Genomic DNA, 24238 nt, shown 5'->3' on the forward strand with positions numbered 1-24238 from the left:
ACGCGTGGCGACACGCTATGACCGCTGTCCCAAGGTCTTCCTCTCAGCCATCGCACTCGCTGCTGTCGTGATCTACTGGTTATGAATCCTGACCCTAGTGGATTCACACCTGTTCCACTCCCTGACAAAGTCTGCGTAACCGCTCGGGTTTTCGGCCTCAAAGTCTGTGAGGCTAATCTGCTGCGGGTCATCGTAGAAACTTTTCATACATTCTAAAGCTTCGCGTCCAAGTGAATTGCGCTCGCTTCGAGTAAGTAGAGACAAATTTGCTTTGCACGCAATCGCGTCACTAGAAGAGAATTTTAGCGTTTCTGCAGGAACTGAAAAAGTAAGTACTTCGCCATCTATCTTTTCGTGGCTTCGGCAAGCAAAGAAAAGCGCAATAAGTGGATTTGTGGTTGTGTCAAGTATCCGGGTGGGCAAGCCGTAGTGTTGGGCTCTTACCAGCCTGTCGAACTGGCAAATGTCTTGGCTGAACTCATTTGGGCTTTCTGAGGTAAGGTCCAAGAAAAGGTTTCTTTCATTTTCAGAGCTTTTGTCACTTCTGAAGATTGATGGAATCGCTTTGTAAGACCATTTGGAATGCCCGCGAAAAAATAAGCTACCCTTTGATTTTAATGTAAGTTTCTCAATGCTTTCAATGAAGCTGCTAAGTGAATTGACGCTAACAGGTCCCATTCTTCACCTTCAAACCAACCTCGACACATCCTTCGCAGCTCTTACAAAATCCTTGAACAACGGATGCGGGTCAAATGGTTTCGACTTCAGCTCCGGGTGGAACTGGACGCCAATGAACCACGGGTGGTCGGGCCATTCGACGATCTCGGGCAGGCGGCCATCGGGGCTCATGCCCGAAAAACACAGCCCGCCTTCCTCAAGCGCTTTGCGGTACTTGATGTCGACCTCGTAGCGGTGGCGGTGGCGTTCGTCGATGGTGGTGGTGCCATAGACCTCGGCCACCTTTGAGCCTTCGGCCAGCACCGCGTCATAGGCGCCAAGGCGCATGGTGCCGCCCTTGTCGTCGGCCACGCTCCGGTTGACGGTCTGGTTGCCCTGCACCCATTCCTTGAGGTGGTAGACCACGGGTGTGAACCGCTTTTTCCCGGCTTCGTGGTCGAACTCCTCGGACCCGGCATCGGGCAGTTTGGCGACGTTGCGCGCGGCCTCGATCACCGCCATCTGCATGCCAAGGCAGATGCCCAGATAGGGGACCTTGTGTTCGCGCGCGAATTGCGCTGCCTTGATCTTGCCTTCGGTGCCGCGTTCGCCAAAGCCGCCGGGCACGAGGATCGCGTGGAAGCCTTCGAGATGGGGGGCGGGGTCTTCGCGTTCGAAAATCTCGGCATCGACCCACTGGATGTTGACCTTGACGCGGTTGGCCATGCCGCCATGGGTGAGCGCTTCGGCAATGGATTTGTAGGCGTCCTCAAGCTGCACGTATTTGCCCACGATGGCGACATTCACCTCTCCCTCGGGGTTGTAGATGCGGTCGGCCACGTCTTCCCATTTTTCGAGGTTCGGCTTGGGTGCGGGCGTGATCTGGAACGCGTCGAGCACCGCCTGATCGAGGCCTTCGCGGTGATAGGCGAGGGGGGCCTCGTAGATCGACTTGAGGTCCTGCGCGGCGATCACAGAGTCGGGGCGGACGTTGCAGAAGAGCGCGAGCTTCTCGCGTTCCTTCTGTGGGATCGGCCCTTCGGAGCGGCAGACGAGGATGTCGGGGGCGAGGCCGATGGAGCGGAGTTCCTTGACGCTGTGCTGCGTCGGTTTGGTTTTCAGCTCGCCCGACGCCTTGATGTAGGGCAGGAGCGTCAGGTGCATGAAGATGCACTGGCCGCGCGGCTTGTCTTGGGAGAACTGGCGGATTGCCTCGAAGAAGGGAAGGCCCTCGATGTCCCCCACGGTGCCGCCGATTTCGCAGAGCATGAAATCGACCTCGTCTTCCCCGATGGAGATGAAGTCTTTGATTTCATTGGTGACGTGCGGGATCACCTGGATCGTTTTGCCAAGGTAATCGCCACGGCGCTCTTTCTCGAGCACGTTGGTGTAGATGCGCCCCGACGAGATGCTGTCGGTCTTGCGCGCGGGCACGCCGGTGAAGCGTTCGTAATGGCCAAGATCCAGATCGGTCTCCGCGCCATCATCGGTGACGAACACCTCGCCATGTTCAAACGGCGACATCGTGCCGGGATCGACGTTCAGGTATGGGTCAAGCTTGCGCAGGCGGACGGAAAAGCCACGCGCCTGCAGGAGCGCGCCCAGAGCGGCCGAGGCGAGGCCTTTGCCGAGGGAAGACACCACGCCGCCGGTGATGAAAATGAAGCGTGCCATGTGTGGAAACCTCCCGCGAAGCGCTGCAAATCATGCAATCTGCGCAGCCATCGGCACGCAGCATCACGGGATTTGAGCGGTAGAGGATTCGGCGGAAAAAGGCAAGGCCGAACCCCAAGATGATGTTACGTCAGATTGCTGCGCCTCAAGGGGTGGTGGGCCAGCAACCAAAGAAAAACGCGCGGGCCCGCAGGACCGCGCGTCGGTTCAGAGCTGTTGCCGGATCAGTCGGCGCGGGGCAGGAGCGGCGCGTTCGGATCGACGGAGGACGGCGGCGGCAGAAGGCCATCGGCGTCGAGGGCATTGCCCGTGCCGGTCTCTTCGGTTGCGGCATCACCGCCGGTGGTCAGGCGGTCCATGATGGAACTGCCCGAGGCGTTCTGTGCCGCGATGACCGTCAGGGTGATCGAGGTGCAGATGAACGCGATGGCGAGAATCCAGGTCAGTTTGCCAAGGCCGGTGGCCGCGCTGCGGGTGCTGATCGCCCCACCGCCGCCGCCGCCCATGGCGCCAAGCCCACCTCCGTCAGAGCGCTGCAGCAGCACGACGCCGATCAGCGCGAGCGCGAGAAGGAGGTGGATGATGAGAACGACGTTTTCCATGGCTGTCCCGGATCTCTTCGTGAATGGGGGGTATCTAAGGCCAAGTGGGGCGTGGTGCAACCCGTGTCGGGCGATCCTTGCACCTGCCTGTGGCCGCTCTGTTTTGACGGGTTTGGAATATGCGGGTGCGCCTATTCGTCGACATCGTCCACATCCGCCTGACCCGAGAGCTTGCGCCGCACGATGGACCAGCTGAGCCCGATGCCCAACACAAGCGACAGCGCGACAATGCCGATCCAGACTGTCAGGTTCCGGTTCTGCAGATCGAGCAGGCCGAAATCATAGGCGACCCACAGAAGTGCACCGACAAGGGCAAGGATGAGCATCATGCCGAACGCTCCGATGGAGCGCAGCGTCGCGCGCAGGTAGATGATGTAGCCGACCAGCAGCACAAGAGCGGCCAGCACCGTGATCGACAACTGCTCCTGCCCATCGGTCAGCGCCCAGCGGGTGAAATTGTAGGGCGTGGGGTTGTAGGTGGCGGCGACAAGGCCGAAGGCGAACAGCCAACGCAGCAGGAAACCCATCATTTTCGCCCTTTCCCTTGTGGAGTGATGCCGTCATGGCCCGAAGCGGCCGGCCCTGTCCAGTGGGCTGCGCGTGGTGGCGTGGGGGCTGTTGCATACGGGCAGAGCGCGTGCACGGTGATATGTCGCGCAGACGACATGGAAAACCGGTTCCCCCCGCGCGGATTGCGCACTATACGGGCGCGGGTTTGACGGAAGAAACTCCAGCAAAGGTCTAAAGACATGGCGAACGTGGTGGTCGTGGGTGCCCAGTGGGGCGACGAGGGCAAGGGCAAGATCGTGGACTGGCTCTCGGAGCGGGCGGATGTGATCTGCCGATTCCAGGGCGGGCACAATGCCGGGCACACGCTGGTGATCGACGGCAAGGTCTACAAGCTGCACGCGCTGCCCTCGGGCGTGGTGCGGGGCGGCAAGCTGTCGGTGATCGGGAATGGCGTGGTGCTGGATCCCTGGCACCTGATGAAAGAGATCGAGACCATTCGCGGTCAGGGCGTGGAGATCACGCCTGAAACCTTGATGATCGCCGAGAACACGCCGCTCATTCTGCCGATCCATGGCGAATTGGACCGGGCGCGCGAAGAGGCGGCGAGCAAGGGCACCAAGATCGGCACCACCGGACGCGGCATCGGCCCGGCCTATGAGGACAAGGTGGGCCGTCGGTCCGTGCGCGTGGCGGACCTCGCCGATCGCGCAACGCTGGAGGCGCGGGTGGACCGCGCGCTGCAGCACCATGACCCGCTGCGCAAGGGCCTGGGGTTCGACCCGGTGGACCGTGACGCGCTCTTGGCGCAGCTGACCGAGATCGCGGATCAGATCCTGCCCTTCGCCGCACCGGTCTGGAAGGTGCTCAACGAGAAACGCAAGGCGGGCAAGCGCATCCTGTTCGAAGGCGCGCAGGGCGCTTTGCTGGACATCGACTTCGGCACCTATCCGTTTGTCACCTCGTCCAACGTGATCGCCGGGCAGGCGGCGACGGGGGTCGGCCTTGGGCCGGGCGCGATTGATTACGTCTTGGGCATCGTCAAGGCCTACACCACCCGCGTGGGCGAAGGCCCGTTCCCGACGGAACTGCACGACGAAGACGGGCAGCGTCTTGGCGAGCGTGGGCACGAGTTCGGCACCACCACCGGGCGCAAGCGGCGCTGCGGCTGGTTCGATGCCTGCCTTGTCCGCCAGACCTGCGCCACCAGCGGTGTGAACGGGATTTCCCTGACCAAGCTCGATGTGCTGGACGGGTTCGAGACGCTCAAGATCTGCGTCGGCTACGAGTTGGACGGCCAGCGTTACGACTACCTGCCGACCGCCGCCGAAGAGCAGGCGCGCTGCACGCCGATCTACGAGGAAATGCCCGGCTGGTCGGAATCGACCGAAGGCGCGCGGTCCTGGGTCGATCTGCCCGGCGAGGCGATCAAATATGTGCGCCGGATCGAGGAATTGATCGAATGCCCGGTAGCCCTACTTTCCACCTCACCCGAGCGGGAGGACACGATCCTCGTGACCGATCCGTTCGCGGATTGATCGAAAGGAGGCGCGCATGGCGTTAAGCTACAAGGCCCGGAAGCGTTGGGCGCTGGTGATCCTGCTCGTGGGCATGCCCGCGTATGTGGTCGCCTGCGTGACGGTGATCAACTGGCTTGAACGCCCGTCCTTCCTGGTGGAATTGCTGGTTTATGTCGTGCTGGGCATCCTCTGGGCGCTGCCGTTCAAATTCGTGTTCAAAGGCATCGGGCAACCCGATCCGGATGCCAAAGACTGATCCTTCGGCGCAGCCGCAACAAGAAAAGGCCGGACATGGTGTCCGGCCTTTTGTTTTTGTGATGTGACCCGGATCAACCTGCGGCGCGGGCGTCCGGTTTGAAGCCGATGCTGTCGGAGGCGGCAAAGCGGCCGCCGCCCTTTTTCTCGATCTTGCCTTCGCGCAGAAGCTGGCCAAAGCTGCGCAGACGTTCTTCGCGCGAGCTGGCCTCACCCTCGGCCTGAAGCAGCTTGGTCATGAGCTGCGGGCGCGAGAACTGGTCGCGGCCTTCAACGAAGGACATGTAGGCGGCTGCGGCTTCGAGCAGTTCCGGCAGGGTGTGGGCCCCCTGGTTTTCGGCGAATTCCGCAAAACCACGGTCGTCGCTGGCCACCGCTTCGGCGGCGTCGACGGGCTCCACGTTGCGGACCACCCGACGGGGACGGACCGGAGCGGTGTCGGCGGCGCTGTCGACATCGATCCGCTGCTCGGCCACCAGCTTGAGCGGGGCCGGGCGCACCGGCGCGGGACGGGCCGAACGCGTCTCGCTGATCTTGGGGCGGCGCGGGCGCACCGCGTCAGCCAGATCCTCGCGGTAGGGTTCTTCCTCGTCCACGGTCTTCTTGCTGAAGCCAAGAATGCGATCCGCTTTGGTTGCGGCAACGGCGGCGCGCAGGTGCGCGATGGCGCTGCGGCGACGGTTGCCTTCAGGCTCTTCCATCTCCGTATCGGTCTTGTCGGCAAGCCGTTCGACGGATTCGGTGTCTTCCTCGATGGACGTGTCGGTCAGCATCGCGCGCGCCGGGCTGGTCAGCTTGACGGCCTTGCGGATGTTGGCGCTGGCGGCCTCTGCCTCGGCTTCGGTCAGCTCGTGCGTATCGTCGTCGTCCTCGTCGTCGAAATCCCAATCGTCGTCATTGTCGATCTCGGCGTGCAGATCGGCCAGTTCGCGGGCAAGCTCTGCCTCCTGCTCGGGGGTCAGGCTGCTGTCTTCCATGCCGGGGATCGGACGGGCGATGGCGGCTGGGGCCACATCGTCTTCGTCCTCATCCTCGTATTCCTCGAGCCGACCGGCGGCGAGTGCGGCTTCGACATCGGCGCGACGGGCCTTGCCCACACGGGCAATCAGCGGCTGGCGCTGTCCGACCGTATCATCTTCATCGTCGTCTTCGTCGGCGACCGCGTTCTTCAGGACGAACGGCGCGATGTCGTCGTCTTCGTCGCTGTCGGTCTCGGTCAGAGCGTCGATGTCGGCAGTCTCGTCTTCGTCGGCATCGTCAAAGGAGAGCGTGTCCTCATCCTCGTCTTCGTCATCGAGTTCGAGCGTGTCGTCGTCTTCATCGTCCTCGTCGTCGAACTCCAGAGTGTCGTCCGCGTCGTCCTCGTCATCATCAAGGTGAAGGGCGGCAAGGTCTTCCTCGGCCGGTTGCGTGGTCACAGCCTCTTCGGCGGCGCGCGTCGCGGCAGCCTGTGCTTCGAGTTCGGCGATCTTGGCGCGCAGCGCCTCCAGTTCCGACTGAGGGTCAGCCGTTGCGGTTGCGGCTGCGGCCACGGCGTCGTCTTCGTCGGCATAGGCCGTCTCGGGCAGGAACGAGTCGTCCTCGTCCTCATCCTCGATCTGGTCGGAAACAAGCGCCGCGATGGTGTCGGTGAAGAGGTTGTCGTCGAGCGACACAGCCTCTTCGGCATCTTCGTCATCGCTGTCGTCAAGGACGTCTGACCCGGCCATGGCGTGCTGGTCTTCGATATATTCCGGTGCCGCCTGCGACTTGGAGGCCACCACGGCGCGGATGCGCTGCAGCTTTTCGGCGACGCTGTCCGTGACCACCGGGGCGGCTTCGGGTTCGGGCGTTTCAACCTCGGCCAGAACTGCGTTGTCCTGCGCCGCGATCAGGTCCTCGATGCTGCCTTCGGCGTCGTCCTCACTCGGACCGTCAAGCACGTCCTCCGCGCTGAGAACATCCGTGTCGTCGTCGCCGGTGTCGATGGAAATGCCGGACAGATCGACCTCGGTCAGATCGAGGGCGTCGGTGTCAGACTCCGACATCTCCGACACGTCGGCAGCCTGCAGCGCCGTCGTGTCGGGTGTGTCGAGGCCCTCATCGGGCGCGGACCCCTCAGCCGCGGCCGATTGGGTGGCGACAGCCAGTGCGGTGGCAGCCGCTCCAGCTGTCGCGTCCCCGAGGGCTGCATCCCTGGACGACAGCGGCGCGACATCCCCTCGCGGCGGCTCGGCATCATCACTGGGACGCAGAACCAGGTTGCCTTTCTCAAAGCGGGCTTCGACCCGGCGCGCGATCTCGCGTTCTGCGATCCGCGCCAGCATCTCGGCATCCGGAGTCGGTGGTTCGGCCCCGAAATATCGGTCGTCCTGGGCGAGGTCGCGGAAATACTCCGCGATCGCCTTCATGGTGTCGAAGGAATTGTCGAATCCTTCGAGCGTACATGAAAAGGTACCGTAGGATACCGTGAGTATCTTGTTCGAACTCACCATAATATCACCCGCTTTCCAAACTTCTGCGAAGGACTTGCTAACATGTTTACCAAGACCAAAGCGCATCGAATCTGTGCCCCGCACGGTATCATTTCATGTCCTGATTGTGATCTGTTTCACCATTCGTCATTAATCGGCCATGAATGATCCGATTGTATTTGCGCAGGAACCAGTCCTGCTCGTGGGTGGCGCGCATGGCGACAATGCGCAGCTTTTGGCGCTATTGGACGAGGGCGGGCCTGTCGTGGCCGCCGACAGCGGCGCGGACTGGCTGCGTGCGGTGGGGCGGGTGCCCGATGCCCTGATCGGCGATCTCGATTCGGTGTCACCGGCCACGCGCGCCGCGATACCGCCAGATGCGGTACATCTCATCTCCGAGCAGGACAGCACCGATTTCGACAAGGCGATCCGGTCCATCGCGGCGCCGCTGATCCTCGGGATCGGGTTTCTGGGTGGTCAGGTCGACCACCTTCTTGCGGCGATGACGGTGCTGGCCCGCTACCCGGATCGCGCGATTGTTCTTGTGGGCGAGCGCGATGTCGTCGCGCATCTGCCGCCCCGGATCACTCTGCCGCTGGCTGCTGGCACGCGTGTGTCGCTCTATCCGATGCGGACCGTGATCGGAACCTCCACTGGCTTGCACTGGCCGATTGACGGGCTCGCGCTGTCTCCGCACGGGCGCGTCGGCACGTCGAACCGGGCGGACGGGCCGGTGTCGCTCCGTGTTCAGTCACCCGGATTGCTGATCATCCTGCCGGTGTCTGAGCGCTCCGTTCTGCAACAGGCACTGGTTGCGGCTGACGCCCGATGGCCTGCTCTCTGAACACGATGTAAAGACCCGAGGCGACAACGATGGCGATCCCGACCGAGGCCATCCCATCGGGCAGATCTCCGAAGACCGCAAATCCGATGACCGTGGCAATGGGGATTTCAAGGTATTGCATCGGCGCCAGCGTGGCCGACGGCGCATAGCGCAGCGACCAGGTCATCAGCAGATGCGCCAGCGTGCCGGACAAACCGATGGCGACCAGAAGCCCCCATGTGCTTCCGGGCAATTCCGTGTCCCAGGCCAGCATCGGCATCACCGAGCTCGGCACCAGAAAGATCACCGGGGTCATCATCACAAGCGCCATAACACCGGAGACCGCCTGCAACCCGATCGGGTCGGTTTCCTTTGCAATCTTTCGGGTCACCAGCATGAAGAGGGCGAAGTTCACCGCAACACAGAGCGGCAGCAGCGCGGGCCACCCGACCTCCTGAAAGGACGGCTGGATCACCAGCAGCGTGCCGGCAAAGCCGACGGCACAGGCGATCATCCGGCGCAGACCAACCTCTTCGCCCAGAACGTAATGCCCGAGCAGGAGCATGATGAACGGCATGACAAAGGCAATTGCGATGGCATCGGCAAGCGGCAGGTAATAGAGCGCCGAGACCATCGTCCCGATCCCGATGATGTGCATCAGAGTGCGCAGCAGAGTGAGCACGAGAACCCGGCGCGACATCCGCCAGACCCGGCCTGTTGCGGCGATGATCGGAATGAGCACCGCCGCCTGAATGCCGAAGCGTACAAAGAGAAGCTGTCCCAGCGCCACCTTGTTCGAGAGGATCTTCGCAAGCGCGTCCCCCATCGGAGCCACGACGCAGAACCCCAGCATGAGGGCAATTCCGAGGGTGGGGCGGTCTTGTGTCATACGAAACGCTACTCTTGGTTGAGTCTTTCTGTCAACGCTCTCCTATTTCTCTGCGCAGCGGTTCAAGATCGGGGCGAAAGCCCTTGGTTCTGCGGGGTTTCAGCAGTTCGGGATATTGACTGCCAGCCCACCCAGAGAGGTTTCCTTGTACTTCTCGTGCATGTCCGCGCCGGTCTGGCGCATGGTCTCGATCGCCGAATCGAGCGGGACGAAATGGGTGCCGTCGCCACGCAGGGCGAGGCTGGCCGCACTGACGGCCTTGATCGCGCCCAGACCGTTGCGTTCGATGCAGGGCACTTGCACCAGCCCCTTGACCGGATCGCAGGTCATCCCGAGGTGATGTTCCAGCGCAATCTCGGCGGCGTTTTCGATCTGCATCGGTGTTCCGCCCATCACGGCACAGAGCCCGGCGGCTGCCATGGCGCTTGCGCTTCCCACTTCGGCCTGACACCCGGCTTCGGCCCCGCTGATCGAGGCGTTGAACTTGACCAGACCGCCGATGGCGGCAGCGGTCAGCAGGAATTCCGGCACCCGGCTTGTCGTGGCTCCCGGCACATGGTCGAGGTAATAGCGGATCGTGGCGGGCACCACACCGGCGGCCCCGTTGGTGGGCGCTGTCACGACCTGACCTCCGGCCGCGTTTTCCTCGTTCACCGCCATCGCGTAGACGCTCATCCAGTCGTTGATCGTGTGCGGCGCGGTCAGGTTCATACCGCGTTCGGCCAGCAGTTTCTCGTGAATGCCCTTGGCGCGGCGTTTGACGTTCAGACCACCGGGCAGGATGCCATCGTTTTCGAGCCCACGGTCGATGCAATCGTTCATCACCTGCCACAGACGGCGCATGCCTGCGTCAAGATCACTGACGGACCTGCGGGACAGCTCGTTCGCGCGCTTCATCTCGGCAATGCTGAGGCCTGAGATCGCCGCCATCTCGAGCATCTCGGCAGCGGATTTGAACGGGTAGGGCACGGGTGCGCCATCATCGGTGTCCTTGCCCGCGTCCAGTTCGGCCTGCGTCATCACGAAGCCGCCACCGATGGAGTAATAGGTCTCCTGCAGGATCACGTCGCCCTGCGGGTCGGTTGCGCTCAGGATCATGCCATTGGCATGGCCGGGCAGGTTGGGGCCGAAATCGAAGGTCAGGTCGGTCTCGGGATCGAACCGCAGCGCAGGCAGGCCGTCAGGGGTGACGGTCTTGGTGTCCTTGATCTGGGCCAGTGCCGCATCCGCCTTGTCCCGGTCATAGCTTTCGGGAACGAACCCGGCGAGGCCAAGGATCGTGGCGCGGTCAGTGGCGTGACCCACCCCGGTAAAGGCCAGCGATCCGTGCAGGGACGCCCTGACCCCGGCCACCGAGAACGGCGCCTTGCGCAACCGGTCGAGAAACCGCGCAGCAGCCACCATCGGGCCCATCGTGTGGGACGAGGACGGGCCGATCCCGACCTTGAACATGTCGAAGACTGACAGAAACATGGTTACAAAGCGCTCCCTTCAGGTGGCGTGGCCGGACGTGGATTGGAAAAGGGCGTGGGTCCCAGACCCTCGGCGCGGATGGCGGTCTGGACAGATTCGCGCATCTCGACCCTCTGTGCAAGGGCGTGCAGATTGGGCCAGCGGGCAAGGTCGAACCAGCTGCGATCGGCAGCGACAGGATACAGCGCGGGCCATCGCAGCAGCACCGCGAGATAGATGTCGCAGATCGTGAGCCCCTCATGCGACCCGGGATAGCGGCTGTCGAGCAGTCCGAAATGCGCGCCAAGCGAGGATTGGATTTGCTGGCTGACGGTGGCCTGCAGCGCCGGGTCGGCACCGACCAGAAGATGCGGATAGAACAGCGTGCGCATCTCGGCATGGACCGTGTTCGACAGGTAGAAGAGCCAGCTGAGAAACGCGCCCCGGTGCGGATCGGTCATGTCCGGTGAAAGATGCGCGTTCTCCCGGTGCCGGTCGGCCAGCCAGAGGCAGATTGCGGCGGTCTCGAACATCGGGCCGTCCGGTGTTTCAAGTGCCGGAATCCGGCCCACAGGGTTGAGGCGCTTGTAAGGCGCGCTGTGCTGGGCCGACTGGCTGCGATCCACCAAGACGGTTCGATAGGGCAGGCGCAATTCCTCCAGCGCCAGCCGAACGACCAGCGACGCATTGTCCGGGGCGTAATGCAACACAAAGCTCATGCGGTGGGTGTAGCGCGCGCCGATTCCGTTCGAAGCAGCGAAAACGGCGCGTGGCGGTGAAAAAGCGATGCGCTTAACCGCGCCTTTACCCGGGTGCGTCAGTCTGTTGGCACATATGCTGCATGGCGTCGGCATGAATGACGCGAAAGGGATGCTGATGACGACCTATCTTGACCGGGTGGCCTGGTTTGCCGCCCTTCTGACGATCCTGGCCTGGGCCATGGTGCCGCGTCCGGCCCTGGCCTTTCCGGTGATGCTGCCCAAGGTCCCGGCGGTGGAAACCCTGCCGCTGCCGCCATTCCCGCTTGCCGGGTCCGAAGACCGCGACGGCTAGGGGCAGGCCACCGCTCTGCTTGCGTCCGGTCCGAGCCGTGCCCATGTGAATTCGGTCTCGCCCCGCGCGGCGCGACGTCCTATAACACGGGCAGACCGACCCAAGGAGCCCCCCATGACCGGAGAATTGTCGCCCATCGACAAGGCCAAGTTCGTCGCCGCGAAACGCGCCGCCGACATGGTCGAGGACGGGATGCGCGTCGGTCTGGGCACTGGATCCACCGCAGCCTGGCTTGTCCGGCATCTGGGCGACCGCGTCCGGGACGAAGGTCTGCGCATCAAGGGCGTGCCGACCTCGGCGCGCACGGCGCATCTGGCCAAGCAGGTGGGCATCACCGTGATCCCGCTTGATGAGGCGGGAACGCTCAACATGACGATTGACGGGGCCGATGAATTCGACGGTGATCTGAACCTGATCAAGGGCGGCGGCGGCGCGCTCCTGCGGGAAAAGATCGTCGCCGCAGCCAGCGAGGAGGTGGTGATCATCGCCGATGCCGCCAAGGAAGTCGGCACGCTGGGCGCGTTCCCCCTGCCGATCGAGGTGGTCCCCTTCGGATGGACCACGACCCAGATCCTTGTCGAGGAACTGCTGGTGTCTGCCGATGTCATGGGCCGGCGCATCACGCTGCGGATGAATGCGGGCAAACCCTTCGTGACGGACGAGGGCAATTACATCCTCGATCTGCATCTCAGCCGGATCGGCAATGCCCGCCAATTGGCGATGGCGCTGAACCAGATGCCGGGCGTCGTCGAAAACGGGCTGTTCGTCGATCTATGCGACAAGGTCATCATCGGCTACAGCGATGGCCGCGTCGAAACCCGCGACATCAACGAAGGCACCGTCAGCGAAGACCGCATCGACTTTGCCGAGACCGAGAACCTGTTCTCCGACATCTGAGCGCTGCACGCAGCCCCGAACACGCCGGTGTCACGACACCGCGACAGGGCAGTCTTGACCCGCGCTCGCTTCTGGCCTTCGCCGCCGCCATGTGAAATATCTATGCGCGCAAGCAAAAGGAGCCGGCCATGAGCACATTCGACTATGATCTCTTCGTGATTGGCGGCGGCTCTGGCGGCGTGCGCGCCGCGCGCGTTGCTGCAGGCGAGGCGGGGGCCAAGGTGGCACTGGCTGAGGAAGACCGCTACGGCGGCACCTGCGTGATCCGGGGGTGTGTGCCGAAAAAGCTGATGGTGTTCGCCAGCGGCTATGGCGGCATGGTCGAGGAAGCCATCCATTACGGCTGGGACATGCTGAACCGCGGCTTTGACTGGCAGACCTTTTCGGGCCACCTGAACACCGAATTGGACCGGCTCGAGGGTGTTTATCGCAAGCTGCTCGCCGGGTCCGGCGTGACCACCTACGACGCCCGCGCCCGGCTCAAAGACGCGCACACGGTCGAATTGTCGACCGGCGAGACCTTCACCGCCAAGCACATCCTTGTCGCGACGGGCGGGCGTCCGTTGCGACCGGATATGCCCAACGCCCATCTCGGCATCGTGTCCGACGACATTTTCCATCTCGACCAGTTGCCCAAGTCGATCCTGATCATCGGCGGCGGCTACATCGCCTGCGAATTCGCCTGCATCCTTGCGGGTCTGGGGGTCGAGGTGACGCAATATTATCGCGGTGCGCAGATCCTGCGGGGCTTTGATGACGAGGCACGCGGCCTGATCGCGGAATCGATGCGCGAACTGGGTGTCGATCTGCACACCGGCACCAATATCGTCGAAATGGACTGCTATCGCGGCGAGGATGACGACGGGATGGATGCGCCTGTCGAGGCGACACAATACGCGATGCCGGCGAAAGACGCACCGCAAGAGGGACCGCTCAAGGTCAAGTCCACCAACGGTCATGTCAAGGTCTTCGATCAGGTGCTCTTCGCCACCGGACGCCGCCCGAACAGCGACGATATGGGCCTCGAAGAGGTCGGCGTCACGCTCAAGCGGGGCGGGGCCATCGAGGTGGACGCCTACAGCCAGACCAAGGTGCCGTCGATCTATGCCATCGGCGACGTGACCGACCGCGTGAATCTGACCCCCGTTGCGATCCGCGAGGGCATGGCCTTTGTCGATACCGTGTTCCACGGCAACCCGACACCTGTGGATCACGACCTGATCCCGTCGGCCGTCTTTACCCAGCCTGAACTGGGCACCGTCGGCCTGACTGAAGAACAGGCCCGCGATCAGGAAGAGATCGAGGTCTACTGCACCTCGTTCCGACCGATGCAGTCGGCCTTTGCCGACAAACCGGGCCGGGTGCTGATGAAACTCATCGTCAGCAAGAAAACCCGCAAGGTTCTGGGCTGTCACATCGTCGCGCCGGGGGCGGGCGAAATGATCCAGATGGCAGGCATCGCCATCAAGATGGGGGCCACGAAAGAGGATTTCGACCGCACGGTTGCGGTCCACCCGACCATGTCCGAAGAGATTGTCACGATGCGCAAACCAATGCGCACGGCTTGAATTTCCGAGCTTTGCCCACAGGTAAGAACGTGACATGAAAGACCGAATGTTCCGAGAGGGGAAAAGACCAGATGGCAGGTAACAGTGGCGGCCCGTGGGGCGGCGGCGGTAACAACGGTGGAAACCGTGGCGATGATCGCCCGCGCGGCGGCAACAATGGTGGCGGGCGCAGACCCGGTGATGACAACCAACCGCAGATACCCGAAATCGACGAGCTGATGAAGAAAGGCCAGGAACGCCTGCGTGTTCTCATGGGCGGTCGCGGTGGCGGCGGCTTCAACGGCTCCGGTGGCGGCGGCGACGGCGGCGACGGCTTCAAGCTGACGCGCGGCACGATCGGTCTTGCGGCGCTGGGTGCCGTGGCGCTCTGGGCGTTCTCCAGCTTCTACACCGTGCGGCCGGAAGAGCAGTCCGTGGAACTGTTCCTCGGCGAATACTATGCCATCGGCAATCCCGGTCTGAACTTCGCACCCTGGCCCTTCGTGACCGCAGAAGTCGTCAACGTGACCTCTGAACGGACCGAAAACATCGGCAGCGGACGCGGCAGCGTCGGCGGCGATGGCCTCATGCTCACGACGGATGCCAACATCGTCGATATCGACTTCCAGGTGGTCTGGAACATCAACGATCCGGCGAAACTGCTCTTCAACCTGCGCGACCCGCAGACAACCGTTCAGGCGGTGTCCGAGGCGGTCATGCGCGAGATCATCGCTGCAACCAATCTTGCGCCGATCCTCAACCGGGATCGCGGTCTGATCGCCGACACCGCGCGCGAGAACATTCAGGCGACGTTGGATGAATACCAGAGCGGGATCACCATCGTCCGTGTGAACCTCGACACCGCCGACCCGCCCGCCGAGGTGATCGACGCCTTCCGCGAAGTGCAGGCCGCCGAACAGGAACGCGACCGTCTGCAGCGTCAGGCCGACGCCTACGCCAACCGCGTTCTCGCCGAGGCGCGCGGTTCCGCCGCGCAGATCCTCGAAGAGGCGGAAGGCTACCGTGCCCGCGTGATCAACGAAGCCATCGGTGAAGCCAGCCGCTTTATCGCCGTGGCGCAGGAATTCAACGAGGCGCCGGAAGTCACCCAGCGCCGTCTCTACCTCGAGACCATCGAAAGAACCCTTGGCGACATGGACAAGATCCTGCTTGACGATGCCGGTGCTGCCGGGCAGGGCGTGCTGCCCTATCTGCCGATCAACGAACTGCGCCGCTCTGGCCAGACAACCGGAGGGTCGAACTGATGCGTAAATCCGCTTTCCTTCTTCCGATCGGTGTTCTGGCCGTTGTCGGTATCCTGTCGTCGATCTTCATCGTCGACGAACGCGAAAAAGTGCTGGTCCTGCAATTCGGCCAGATCAAGCAGGTGGTCGAAGAGCCTGGGCTCAACTTCAAGATCCCGATCATTCAGGAAGTCGTCCGGTATGATGGCCGTATCCTGTCGCTCGACACCGACACGATCGAGGTCACACCGTCCGATGACCGTCGTTTGGTCGTCGATGCCTTCACCCGCTACCGGATCGCGGATGTGGTCCAGTTCCGTCAGGCCGTTGGCATCGGCGGCACCCGTGTCGCCGAAGACCGCCTGTCTTCGGTTCTGAACGCGCAGATCCGCGAAGTTCTGGGTGCCGATCAGGTCACATCCGACACCATCCTGTCCCCCGCTCGCCGCGACCTCGCGTTGCGCATCCGGGATCAGGCGCGCACCAGCGCGGCGGGCCTTGGGCTTGAAATCGTGGACGTGCGTCTGAAACAGACCAACCTGCCCGAGCAGAACCTGTCCGCCACTTTTGCGCGGATGCGGGCCGAACGGGAACGTGAAGCGGCGGACGAAATCGCCCGCGGTAACGAAGCGGCCCAGCGTGTGCGCGCGGCCGCCGACCGGACTGTGGTCGAAACCGTGTCGAACGCCGAACGGGACGCCAACATCACCCGAGGTGAGGCCGATGCGGAACGCAACCGCATCTATGCCGAAGCTTATGGCAACAACCCCGAGTTCTTCGCCTTCTATCGCTCTCTGGAAGCGATGGAGCGGTCGCTGAACAAGGACAACTCGACCATGGTCTTCTCGCCGGACAGCGAATTCCTGGGGCAGATGTTCGGAGCCGTGCGCGCCGACGGCCTGGGCCGCATCGCCGCGACCGAGTTCGATGTAGAGCGTCTGCGGGACATGGCGCCCGAAGCGACGATCTCGCCGAACCTTCCCGAAGTGGAACGGCAGCGTCTGGAAGAAGAGCTTGAAAATCAGGCTCCGGCCGAGGACGCGACCAATTGATCGAGACCGTGATCCAGGGGATTGCGCTCGTGCTGATCATCGAGGGGCTGGCCTATGCGCTGGCCCCTTCGCTTATTGAACGCATGCTGGAAGCGATGCGCAGCATGCCGATCGACATGCGCCGCATGGTCGGCCTCTCCGCGCTCGCGGCAGGGGTGGCTATGATGTGGATCGTCCACGCCTTCTGACGGCGCGGGTTCCCTCAAGGCGCGTCACGTTCAAGTCACATAAGCTTGATCCGGCGCTTTCCTGTTTGCGTGTTGCGCAGGCGCACCTACATTGGTGACATGACAGGCAGGTGTCGGTCGATGCACCGCACCAAAGACGAAGGAGTTCTCCCCTTGACCTCACAGGCAAAAACAATCCAACGGGACCAGAGCACGCCGCTGCGCATGTTCTGGCTGACCTCGTTGTCCATGATCCTCATCGTCGCGCAGTCGCTGATGGGCCATGCGCAGGAAAGCTTTGCGAACCTCGCTGAAAAGATCAGCCCGGCCGTCGTGAACATCACCACATCCACAACGGTGGCAGGGCGCACCGGCCCGCAGGGCATCGTGCCCGAAGGCTCTCCGTTCGAGGATTTCTTCCGCGAATTCCAGGACCGCAACGGTCAGGGTGACCGCCCGCGCCGCTCGTCCGCGCTCGGGTCCGGCTTCGTGATTTCCGAAGACGGGTACATCGTCACCAACAATCACGTGATCGAAGGCGCCGATGAAATCCAGATCGAGTTCTTCGAAGGGTTCGAGCTTCCGGCAACGCTGGTGGGCACCGACCCCAACACCGACATTGCGCTGCTCAAGGTGGAAAGCGAAACGCCGCTGAAATTCGTCAAGTTCGGCGACAGCGACACTGCCCGCGTCGGCGACTGGGTGATGGCCATGGGCAACCCGCTGGGGCAGGGGTTCTCGGTCTCCGCAGGCATCGTATCGGCCCGCAACCGCGCGCTCAGCGGCACCTATGACGACTACATCCAGACCGATGCTGCCATCAACCGCGGCAACTCGGGTGGTCCCCTGTTCAACATGGACGGTGACGTGATCGGCGTGAACACGGCGATCCTGTCGCCGAATGGCGGTTCCATCGGCATCGGCTTCTCGATGGCGTCCAACGTCGTGACCCGCGTGGTCGACCAGCTCAAGGAGTTCGGCGAGACCCGTCGCGGCTGGCTGGGTGTCCGCATTCAGGACGTGACCGACGACGTGGCCGAAGCGCTGGGTCTCGCGTCAGCCAAAGGCGCACTGGTTTCGGACGTGCCGGAAGGTCCGGCCATGGACGCCGGCATGCAGGCGGGTGACGTTATCGTCAGCTTTGATGGCCGCGAAGTCGAAGACACCCGTGGTCTGGTCCGTCAGGTCGGCAACACCGAAGTGGGCAAGGCCGTGCGCGTCGTCGTCAACCGCGATGGGGCCACCCAGACACTGCTCGTCACGCTGGGCCGCCGCGAGGAAGCCGAAAGCGCCGTGCCCGCATCGCAGCCCGGCCCGGATGCGGAAGAAGCCCCGCAGTCGATGGAGCTGATGGGTCTGACCCTGAGCCCGCTGACCGCGGAAATCCGCGAGCAGCTGGAACTGCCCGAAAGCGCCAAAGGCCTCGCGGTGATGGACGTCGACGAGACCTCCGAAGCCTTCGAGAAGGGCCTCCGCGCCGGTGACGTGATCACCGAAGCCGGTCAGGCGCAGGTGCTGGCGATCAGCGATCTGGAAGACCGCATCGCCGAAGCCAAGGATGCAGGCCGCAAGTCCATCCTGCTCCTGGTCCGCCGCGCCGGTGATCCGCGTTTCGTCGCGCTGAACATCGCCGAAGACCAGTAAGTCAACCGACATCGAGAAAGAAAGGGCGCCTCATCGGGCGCCCTTTTGTGTGTTTACCTTGCTGTGAAAGCGGGTTTTTCCGTCAACGGAAAAACCGGATGCGTCGACGCATCCGGCACCCGGCATCACCCTTTTGCGTAGCCCATGGCCTGAAGCGCCACCTTGATCTCGTCCAGAATGGCCGGATCGTCGATGGTCGCTGGAAGTTTGAACTCTTCGCTGTCGGCGATCTTGACCATGGTGGCCCGCAGGATCTTGCCCGAGCGGGTCTTGGGCAGGCGGTCCACCACGGCGCAGAGCTTGAACGCCGCCACCGGGCCGATCTTGTCGCGCACCAGCTTCACGCATTCCTTGGTGATCTCGTCATGCGGCCGGTTCACACCGGTGGTCAGGCAGACAAAGCCCATCGGCAACTGGCCCTTGAGCTCGTCGCTCACCCCGATCACCGCGCATTCGGCGACATCCGGATGCGAGGCGAGCACCTCTTCCATGCCGCCCGTGGACAGGCGGTGGCCCGCGACGTTGATCACGTCATCGGTGCGCGCCATGATGTAGAGGTATCCATCCTCGTCGATCATGCCCGCATCACCGGTCTCGTAATAGCCGGGGAAGTGCGACAGGTACGATTTGCGGAACCGGTCCTCGGCATTCCAGAGCGTCGGCAGCGTGCCCGGAGGCAGGGGCAGCTTGACCGCAATTGCGCCCAGCTCGCCCGGCTTCATCGGGTGGCCTGCCTCGTCGAGGATCTGCACGTCATATCCCGGCATCGGCACCGAGGGGGACCCGATCTTGACCGGTAGCGCTTCGATGCCCGCCGGCATGCCCGCGATGGTCCAGCCGGTTTCCGTCTGCCACCAATGGTCATAGATCGGCTTGCCGGTGACCTTCTGCGCCCATTCGATCGTGTCCGGGTCGGCGCGTTCGCCTGCGAGGTAGATCGCGTTCAGGCAGGAAATATCGTATTTGCCGACGAATTCCCCCTTGGGGTCGTCCCGCTTGACCGCGCGGAACGCGGTGGGGGCGGTGAAGAAGCTGCGCACCTTGTGTTCGGAGATGACCCGCCAGAACGTGCCCGCATCAGGTGTGCCCACCGGCTTGCCTTCGAACACGATGGTGGTGTTGCCGTGGATCAGCGGACCATAGCAGATATAGCTGTGGCCCACGACCCAGCCCACATCCGATGCCGCCCAGAACGTGTCACCGGGATCGACATTGTAGATGTTCTTCATCGTCCAGTTCAGCGCCACGAGATGCCCGCCGGTGTGGCGGATCACGCCCTTCGCTGCGCCGGTGGTACCGGAGGTGTAGAGAATATAGGCCGGATGATTGCCTTCGACCGGGACGCAGTCCGCCGGTTCGACACCGTACTGGAAACCGTGCCAGTCGAAATCATATCCGTCGTTCAGCTTGGCGACTTCCTGCTCGCGCTGGAAGATGACGGTGAAATCCGGCTTGTGCGTGGCAAGCTCGATGGCCCCGTCGAGCAACGGCTTGTAATGCACCACGCGGCCCGGCTCGAGCCCACAAGAGGCGGCGATGATCGCCTTGGGTTTGGCGTCGTCGATGCGGACGGCGAGTTCGTTGGCGGCGAACCCGCCGAACACCACCGAATGGATTGCACCCAAACGGGCGCAGGCCAGCATCGCTTCGAGCGCCTCGGGCACCATCGGCATGTAGATGATGACGCGGTCGCCTTTCTCAACCCCCTTGGCACGCAGCGCACCGGCCAGACGGGCGACACGGTTGCGCAGTTCGGCATAGGTGATCTTGTGGAGCGTCCCGGTGATCGGGCTGTCATGGATGATCGCCACCTGTCCACCGCGCCCGGCTTCGACATGGCGGTCGACCGCGTTCCAGCAGGTGTTGGTCAGGCCATCGGCGAACCATTCGTACAGGTCATTGCCCTTGTCGAACAGCGCCTTGCTGGGTTTGCGGTCCCAGTCAATCGCCTCGGCGGCCTGCATCCAGAACCCCTCGGGGTCGGATTTCCAGCCCTCGTACACCTCTTGGTAGCCCATCCCGATCTCCTCCTGTGACGTGTTGGCATTGGCGTACGGCGCGCGGCACGTTGCGGCAAGCCTCACGATCCATCGCGCGGCAGAAGGCCGCAAAAACTTTGCAGTTTTAGCGCTACCCGATTGCAAACTTTTGCAAACTCTTGCTGGATATGCAGAGTTTCTTTGCATGGTTTTCCGTTTTGCAAAGTTGCAAACTGTTGTGTGCAAACCTGCCTGCGCCGACTCGGGTGGTCACAGCTGGTCGCGCGGTGTCGCCAGAAGACCAAGCCCGCGCGCCGACTGGATCGACAGCAGCCCGCTGGGCAGACCATTGCTGCTTTGATAGCGGCGCACGGCACGGCGGGTGGGTACGTCCATCGCCCCGGTGATCGGCCCGCGATACACGCCGCGCGCCTCGAGGGCACGTTGCAGCGTCGAGATCAGCTCGGTTGTGAGCGCGTCGGGGCAGGGGACCTCAAAAATCAGCTCCTGCCGTTCCCGTTTGATCACCTGCACCGTTTCCGTGCGGAACCGTGACGGGGCCACCTCGACCTGTCGTGTGACCGTTTCGAGTTCCGCCGGAGCCACGTCGCGCACCCAGCATCCATCCGGGTTGACCCCGGGCGGCGGGGGAATCTGGGCTGAGGCGAAATCAGGCACCGGGGCCTCCACACCGTACCCACCATAGGTCTGCGGTCCTGCACAGGCAGCAAGGCTGACCACAGCCACGGCCCACAGAGCCCGGATCGCTGACGGGAGGGGGGTCACGGAGGATGTGCGCCTGTTTGCCTGTTTCTGCTTGAACGCAGTCTAACCTGTTTGGTCCTCTGGCGAAAGCGCCTCTGGCTCTGCCTCGGGGGCGGGGGCCAGAAGCTGGTCGAGCAGGGGCGAGATGTCCTCGATCACCTCGGCGATCACGTGGATCACATCGCCTTCGCTTTGCAGCCGCCCGGTGACACGCAGCATGCGCCCGGCGATCACCGCGCGGCGGTAGCGTTCGTAAAGCTTGCGCCAGACGATGATGTTCACCGTGCCGGTTTCATCCTCAAGCGTCAGGAAGATCACACCTTTCGCGGTGCCGGGCCGCTGCCGCAGGATCACCAGCCCCGCCACCGTGATCCGCGCATTGTCGGGCGGCAGGCGCAACTGGTCGGCGCGCAGGCACGAGGGCGGACGCGGCCAGTCGGTTTGAGCAGGGCGGGGGGTGACGATGCGCATGTGAACAAAAATAGAACATTTGCGGTGTCCTGCAAGCCCCGCCCATTTCGCAGCTTCCGGATCGCTTTGGACCAATGGATCGGGCCTTAAGGAGGGAAGGCAAGGATGAGGAGGGCATCATGGCGTATTTCGACACAGGCAAGACCGCCGGGGCGACTGTCGCTCTGGCTGTGGGCCGCGTTTTTGACCGTTTGGTCAAATTTGCCACCACGCAGGTCACGAAACGGTCTCCCCGGCCCGGACCGTCGGTGGAAGCGCTCATCGCCGCCCGGCAGCGCGCCGAAGCGCACCGCCGGGCGGTCGACAGGCTGATGCGCTGAGATCAGTAGGCGGCAAAGAAAGCGGCGACCTCGCTGGCGATCCGCGCATGTTCGGCGCGTCGGGCCTCGCGGCCCTCTTCGCAGACAAACACATCATCGGGTTCTTCCTCTTTCAGGATCGCCAGACCGTTTTCGGTGCAGACCCCCAGGAAGTCGAAATGCGCGAGGGTTTCCGGCTCGTGATAGGTGGTCAGTGATGGCGGCAGGGCCGCCACCAGCGCGCGGCTTTCCACGTCGAGGTTCAGGCCCTCCAGATCAACCGGCGCGCCATAGACCAGCATCGGGCTCTCGATCGCGCCGAGGCTTTCGGTCGAAAAGCTCTGGGTGCCACCCAGATCAAACACGGCAAAGGCGCGGATGCGGTTGTCCGAGAGATCCTGCGCGATGGCAGCGCGGTCTTCGGGCGACCTCGCAACATGCCAGCGGTCGAAGATCCCGCAGACCAGATCGTCGGGCCTGTCGGCGCAGAACGCATCGAACCCGTCGGGGTCATAACGCCCGCCCGCCAGCGCCACGGCGGTGAAGCCACCCAGCGAATGGCCCGCCATGTAGATGCGGCTGGCATCAATGCGCGGATCGTCTGCGAGGTGGTCGATCACCCGCGAGATGTCGCGGGGCCGGTTCCAGAGCTGGCGCTGGTGGTCGGGATCCCGGTTGAACGTCGAGGTGCCGGGATGGTCGATGGCCGCCACGGCATAGCCTTGGGCGACCAGCCGGTCTGCCAGCCAAGCCTGATTGCGGGCGTTGCCGAACATGCCGTGGGACAGCACCACAAGCGGGAACGGGCCGGGCCGTGCGGTGGCATCGGGGGCGACGAGGATCGGCTCCCACACGGCGTTGCCATGGGCGGCTTCGGTCAGGGCGGTCTCCGCCGGATACCAAAGGAAGCCTTCAAGATGGCGGGTGCCTTGGGTGTCGGGGATCATCAGGGTCTGCATCCCGGTGGTGGCGTCCTGCGCGGCGAGGGCGCTTGTGCTCATCAGCAGGGCGGTGAGGGCGTGTCTGAGGGTCATGTCGGTCTCCGTCATGGGGGTGTGTGATGGGTCAGACATCCCCATGGGAGCGTTGCAAAACAAGGACTTGAACCCGTCTCCTGCGTCCTTGATCATGATCGAGGACAGGCAGAACGCGAAAGAGGACAGGACATGCAGGGCAATCTGGCGGTTTTCCCCTTGCCAATGCTCACCTTCCTGTTGTCGGGGGTGGCCGCAGGGCTGCTTTGGCGGATGGATCTGGGCCGGGTGGCGGCCACGCGATTCTTTGCAGCGTTCTTTCTGGTGCTGGCGCTTGGGTCGTTCATGGTCGGCTTGCGGTTCGGTTATGGCGTGGACACGCTGGTGCCGGTGCAGCGCGCGCTGCCGCTGTTCGCCGGGCCGCTGCTGTGGCTGGGTTTTGCCAGTTTCACACGCGACCGGATCGCAGATCTGGCGCTCTGGCATCTCGGGGCGACGGTCGGAATCATTGCCGTCGCGCCATGGGGGTTTCCCGATCTGCTGGACCTCGATCTGATCGTGGGTGCCAGCTACGTGATCTATGCAGTCGCGTTGCTCTGGATGTGGTCACGCGGGGCGAACCATCTCTCGCATGCGCGGATGGGCGATGCGGTGCTGCTGCGCCGGTGGATGCTGGCGGGGATGGCGCTGCTTCTGGTCTTCGCACTGGCCGACACAGCGATTGCGCTCAGCTTTGCGGCCCGGCGGAGCGGGGATGCCATGGCGGTGATCTCGGCCGGTGCGGTGGTGATGGCCTTCGGTTTGATCGCGGTGATCGTCGCGGTCTCCAAGGGCGGCGGACGGATGACGGCGCAGGTGACCGTGGTGAAGACCGCATCGGACCCCGAGGCGGAGACCCTCGAGGCCCGCGCCCGGACCCTGTTGACCGAGAGCAGGCTCTTTCTCGACACGGATCTGACGGTGGACCGGCTGGCCAAGCGCCTGACTGTCCCGTCGCGTGCCTTGTCGCTGGCGATCAACCAGACCAAGGGCGTGAACGTGTCCCAGTATGTGAATGACTTCCGGCTGGACCATGCCGCAGGTCTGTTGGCCGAAGGCCAAAGCAGCGTTGCCGAGGTGATGGAGCAGTCAGGCTTCCTCACCCGGTCGAATTTCTACCGCGAATTCCAGCGCCGCTTTGGCGTGACACCCGCCGCCTACCGCGAGGCTGCAAAGTCGGGTCAGTCGGGCATCTGATTATCGGTCCAGCTTGTGTCGGCGTCTTCCGGTGCGACCCGCATCACGGCGAGGGTCCACGCGGGCCAGCGCAGTCGC

24 protein-coding genes and 1 pseudogene are annotated in these 24238 nt (G+C 63.3%); 13 read left to right on the top strand and 12 right to left on the bottom strand.

Annotation, left to right across the window (positions count from 1 at the left end; genetic code table 11):
* A pseudogene (locus MRY75_RS14560) lies at positions 1–85 on the top strand (IS5/IS1182 family transposase); the annotation flags it as partial.
* Here the strand turns inward: MRY75_RS14560 and MRY75_RS21975 are convergent.
* From MRY75_RS21975 to MRY75_RS14575, 4 genes are all read right to left on the bottom strand, one after another.
* The gene (locus tag MRY75_RS21975; RefSeq protein ID WP_366934938.1) at positions 73–678 is read right to left on the bottom strand and encodes an FRG domain-containing protein; all 606 of its coding nucleotides are present in this window, start codon (positions 676–678) and stop codon (positions 73–75) included. The pseudogene MRY75_RS14560 and the gene MRY75_RS21975 overlap by 13 nt on opposite strands.
* A 9-nt stretch (positions 679–687) precedes the next feature.
* Complete coding sequence (locus MRY75_RS14565; RefSeq protein ID WP_292308728.1) at positions 688–2331, bottom strand: CTP synthase; 1644 nt, start codon at positions 2329–2331, stop codon at positions 688–690.
* 224 nt (positions 2332–2555) lie between these two features.
* On the bottom strand, positions 2556–2933 hold the full coding sequence (secG, locus tag MRY75_RS14570; RefSeq protein WP_292308729.1) for a preprotein translocase subunit SecG: 378 nt from the start codon (positions 2931–2933) through the stop codon (positions 2556–2558).
* Between the two features lie 131 nt (positions 2934–3064).
* Positions 3065–3460 (bottom strand): DUF6524 family protein, encoded by a 396-nt coding sequence (locus MRY75_RS14575; RefSeq protein WP_292308759.1) that lies wholly within the window; start codon positions 3458–3460, stop codon positions 3065–3067.
* A gap of 222 nt (positions 3461–3682) precedes the next feature.
* Here MRY75_RS14575 and MRY75_RS14580 point away from each other — a divergent pair, with 222 nt between their 5' ends.
* Positions 3683–4978, top strand: a complete 1296-nt coding sequence (locus tag MRY75_RS14580; RefSeq protein WP_292308730.1) for an adenylosuccinate synthase — start codon at positions 3683–3685, stop codon at positions 4976–4978.
* Between the two features lie 16 nt (positions 4979–4994).
* Positions 4995–5216 (top strand): DUF2842 domain-containing protein, encoded by a 222-nt coding sequence (locus MRY75_RS14585; RefSeq protein WP_292308731.1) that lies wholly within the window; start codon positions 4995–4997, stop codon positions 5214–5216.
* A 73-nt stretch (positions 5217–5289) separates the two neighbouring features.
* Here MRY75_RS14585 and MRY75_RS14590 read toward each other — a convergent pair whose 3' ends face one another.
* Positions 5290–7689, bottom strand: a complete 2400-nt coding sequence (locus MRY75_RS14590; protein WP_292308732.1) for a hypothetical protein — start codon at positions 7687–7689, stop codon at positions 5290–5292.
* A 139-nt stretch (positions 7690–7828) separates the two neighbouring features.
* Between MRY75_RS14590 and MRY75_RS14595 the strand changes: the two genes are divergently transcribed.
* Complete coding sequence (locus MRY75_RS14595; protein ID WP_292308733.1) at positions 7829–8512, top strand: thiamine diphosphokinase; 684 nt, start codon at positions 7829–7831, stop codon at positions 8510–8512.
* Here the strand turns inward: MRY75_RS14595 and MRY75_RS14600 are convergent.
* The 3 genes from MRY75_RS14600 to MRY75_RS14610 form a co-directional block, all read right to left on the bottom strand.
* Positions 8436–9380, bottom strand: a complete 945-nt coding sequence (locus MRY75_RS14600) for a DMT family transporter (RefSeq protein ID WP_292308734.1) — start codon at positions 9378–9380, stop codon at positions 8436–8438. The two genes, MRY75_RS14595 and MRY75_RS14600, sit on opposite strands and share 77 nt — an antisense overlap.
* Before the next feature lie 99 nt (positions 9381–9479).
* Positions 9480–10853: an L-serine ammonia-lyase gene (locus MRY75_RS14605; protein WP_292308735.1), complete on the bottom strand. Its 1374-nt coding sequence runs from the start codon at positions 10851–10853 to the stop codon at positions 9480–9482.
* A 2-nt stretch (positions 10854–10855) separates the two neighbouring features.
* Positions 10856–11551: a glutathione S-transferase family protein gene (locus tag MRY75_RS14610; protein WP_292308736.1), complete on the bottom strand. Its 696-nt coding sequence runs from the start codon at positions 11549–11551 to the stop codon at positions 10856–10858.
* Positions 11552–11684: 133 nt separating this feature from the next.
* On the opposite strand from MRY75_RS14610, the gene MRY75_RS14615 reads away from it, so the two are divergent.
* The 7 genes from MRY75_RS14615 to MRY75_RS14645 all read left to right on the top strand — a co-directional run bounded on the left by MRY75_RS14615 (position 11685) and on the right by MRY75_RS14645 (position 18436).
* On the top strand, positions 11685–11885 hold the full coding sequence (locus MRY75_RS14615) for a hypothetical protein (RefSeq protein WP_292308737.1): 201 nt from the start codon (positions 11685–11687) through the stop codon (positions 11883–11885).
* 114 nt (positions 11886–11999) lie between these two features.
* The gene (gene rpiA / locus MRY75_RS14620; RefSeq protein ID WP_292308738.1) at positions 12000–12782 is read left to right on the top strand and encodes a ribose-5-phosphate isomerase RpiA; all 783 of its coding nucleotides are present in this window, start codon (positions 12000–12002) and stop codon (positions 12780–12782) included.
* A gap of 128 nt (positions 12783–12910) precedes the next feature.
* Positions 12911–14350: an FAD-dependent oxidoreductase gene (locus MRY75_RS14625; protein WP_292308739.1), complete on the top strand. Its 1440-nt coding sequence runs from the start codon at positions 12911–12913 to the stop codon at positions 14348–14350.
* Positions 14351–14421: 71 nt separating this feature from the next.
* Positions 14422–15594: an FtsH protease activity modulator HflK gene (hflK, locus tag MRY75_RS14630; RefSeq protein WP_292308740.1), complete on the top strand. Its 1173-nt coding sequence runs from the start codon at positions 14422–14424 to the stop codon at positions 15592–15594.
* On the top strand, positions 15594–16625 hold the full coding sequence (locus tag MRY75_RS14635) for a protease modulator HflC (protein ID WP_292308741.1): 1032 nt from the start codon (positions 15594–15596) through the stop codon (positions 16623–16625). The genes hflK and MRY75_RS14635 overlap by 1 nt, the downstream gene beginning before the upstream one ends.
* Positions 16622–16813, top strand: a complete 192-nt coding sequence (locus MRY75_RS14640; RefSeq protein WP_292308742.1) for a DUF2065 domain-containing protein — start codon at positions 16622–16624, stop codon at positions 16811–16813. The genes MRY75_RS14635 and MRY75_RS14640 overlap by 4 nt, the downstream gene beginning before the upstream one ends.
* 204 nt (positions 16814–17017) lie before the next feature.
* On the top strand, positions 17018–18436 hold the full coding sequence (locus tag MRY75_RS14645; RefSeq protein WP_292308760.1) for a DegQ family serine endoprotease: 1419 nt from the start codon (positions 17018–17020) through the stop codon (positions 18434–18436).
* A 125-nt stretch (positions 18437–18561) separates the two neighbouring features.
* Here the strand turns inward: MRY75_RS14645 and prpE are convergent, their stop codons facing one another.
* From prpE to MRY75_RS14660, 3 genes are all read right to left on the bottom strand, one after another.
* Complete coding sequence (gene prpE, locus MRY75_RS14650) at positions 18562–20454, bottom strand: propionate-CoA ligase PrpE (protein ID WP_292308743.1); 1893 nt, start codon at positions 20452–20454, stop codon at positions 18562–18564.
* A gap of 231 nt (positions 20455–20685) precedes the next feature.
* Positions 20686–21201, bottom strand: coding sequence for a peptidoglycan-binding domain-containing protein (locus tag MRY75_RS14655; protein WP_292308744.1), 516 nt, complete (start codon positions 21199–21201; stop codon positions 20686–20688).
* Positions 21202–21243: 42 nt separating this feature from the next.
* Positions 21244–21651, bottom strand: coding sequence for an OB-fold nucleic acid binding domain-containing protein (locus tag MRY75_RS14660; RefSeq protein WP_292308745.1), 408 nt, complete (start codon positions 21649–21651; stop codon positions 21244–21246).
* 119 nt (positions 21652–21770) lie between these two features.
* Here MRY75_RS14660 and MRY75_RS14665 point away from each other — a divergent pair, with 119 nt between their 5' ends.
* Complete coding sequence (locus tag MRY75_RS14665; protein WP_292308746.1) at positions 21771–21971, top strand: hypothetical protein; 201 nt, start codon at positions 21771–21773, stop codon at positions 21969–21971.
* A gap of 2 nt (positions 21972–21973) precedes the next feature.
* Here MRY75_RS14665 and MRY75_RS14670 read toward each other — a convergent pair whose 3' ends face one another.
* Complete coding sequence (locus MRY75_RS14670; RefSeq protein WP_292308747.1) at positions 21974–22984, bottom strand: alpha/beta fold hydrolase; 1011 nt, start codon at positions 22982–22984, stop codon at positions 21974–21976.
* 132 nt (positions 22985–23116) lie between these two features.
* Here MRY75_RS14670 and MRY75_RS14675 point away from each other — a divergent pair, with 132 nt between their 5' ends.
* Positions 23117–24160, top strand: a complete 1044-nt coding sequence (locus MRY75_RS14675) for an AraC family transcriptional regulator (protein ID WP_292308748.1) — start codon at positions 23117–23119, stop codon at positions 24158–24160.
* Positions 24161–24238: the final 78 nt, after the last annotated feature.

It is taken from the genome of Marivita sp. (genome assembly GCF_022763305.1).
In the GTDB taxonomy this organism is placed as follows: domain Bacteria; phylum Pseudomonadota; class Alphaproteobacteria; order Rhodobacterales; family Rhodobacteraceae; genus Marivita.

Excerpts from the sequence above, each read along its gene's own strand:
- MRY75_RS14575 (WP_292308759.1), bottom strand. The coding sequence starts at position 3,460 with ATGGGTTTCCTGCTGCGTTGGCTGTTCGCCTTCGGCCTTGTCGCCGCC.
- MRY75_RS14625 (WP_292308739.1), top strand. The coding sequence starts at position 12,911 with ATGAGCACATTCGACTATGATCTCTTCGTGATTGGCGGCGGCTCTGGC.
- MRY75_RS14565 (WP_292308728.1), bottom strand. The coding sequence starts at position 2,331 with ATGGCACGCTTCATTTTCATCACCGGCGGCGTGGTGTCTTCCCTCGGC.
- MRY75_RS14600 (WP_292308734.1), bottom strand. The coding sequence starts at position 9,380 with ATGACACAAGACCGCCCCACCCTCGGAATTGCCCTCATGCTGGGGTTC.
- MRY75_RS14635 (WP_292308741.1), top strand. The coding sequence starts at position 15,594 with ATGCGTAAATCCGCTTTCCTTCTTCCGATCGGTGTTCTGGCCGTTGTC.
- rpiA (WP_292308738.1), top strand. The coding sequence starts at position 12,000 with ATGACCGGAGAATTGTCGCCCATCGACAAGGCCAAGTTCGTCGCCGCG.
- secG (WP_292308729.1), bottom strand. The coding sequence starts at position 2,933 with ATGGAAAACGTCGTTCTCATCATCCACCTCCTTCTCGCGCTCGCGCTG.
- MRY75_RS14610 (WP_292308736.1), bottom strand. The coding sequence starts at position 11,551 with ATGAGCTTTGTGTTGCATTACGCCCCGGACAATGCGTCGCTGGTCGTT.
- MRY75_RS14590 (WP_292308732.1), bottom strand. The coding sequence starts at position 7,689 with ATGGTGAGTTCGAACAAGATACTCACGGTATCCTACGGTACCTTTTCA.
- MRY75_RS14605 (WP_292308735.1), bottom strand. The coding sequence starts at position 10,853 with ATGTTTCTGTCAGTCTTCGACATGTTCAAGGTCGGGATCGGCCCGTCC.
- MRY75_RS14675 (WP_292308748.1), top strand. The coding sequence starts at position 23,117 with ATGCAGGGCAATCTGGCGGTTTTCCCCTTGCCAATGCTCACCTTCCTG.
- MRY75_RS14585 (WP_292308731.1), top strand. The coding sequence starts at position 4,995 with ATGGCGTTAAGCTACAAGGCCCGGAAGCGTTGGGCGCTGGTGATCCTG.
- MRY75_RS21975 (WP_366934938.1), bottom strand. The coding sequence starts at position 678 with ATGGGACCTGTTAGCGTCAATTCACTTAGCAGCTTCATTGAAAGCATT.
- MRY75_RS14660 (WP_292308745.1), bottom strand. The coding sequence starts at position 21,651 with ATGCGCATCGTCACCCCCCGCCCTGCTCAAACCGACTGGCCGCGTCCG.
- MRY75_RS14645 (WP_292308760.1), top strand. The coding sequence starts at position 17,018 with ATGTTCTGGCTGACCTCGTTGTCCATGATCCTCATCGTCGCGCAGTCG.
- MRY75_RS14615 (WP_292308737.1), top strand. The coding sequence starts at position 11,685 with ATGAATGACGCGAAAGGGATGCTGATGACGACCTATCTTGACCGGGTG.
- hflK (WP_292308740.1), top strand. The coding sequence starts at position 14,422 with ATGGCAGGTAACAGTGGCGGCCCGTGGGGCGGCGGCGGTAACAACGGT.
- MRY75_RS14595 (WP_292308733.1), top strand. The coding sequence starts at position 7,829 with ATGAATGATCCGATTGTATTTGCGCAGGAACCAGTCCTGCTCGTGGGT.
- MRY75_RS14580 (WP_292308730.1), top strand. The coding sequence starts at position 3,683 with ATGGCGAACGTGGTGGTCGTGGGTGCCCAGTGGGGCGACGAGGGCAAG.
- prpE (WP_292308743.1), bottom strand. The coding sequence starts at position 20,454 with ATGGGCTACCAAGAGGTGTACGAGGGCTGGAAATCCGACCCCGAGGGG.
- MRY75_RS14670 (WP_292308747.1), bottom strand. The coding sequence starts at position 22,984 with ATGACCCTCAGACACGCCCTCACCGCCCTGCTGATGAGCACAAGCGCC.
- MRY75_RS14665 (WP_292308746.1), top strand. The coding sequence starts at position 21,771 with ATGGCGTATTTCGACACAGGCAAGACCGCCGGGGCGACTGTCGCTCTG.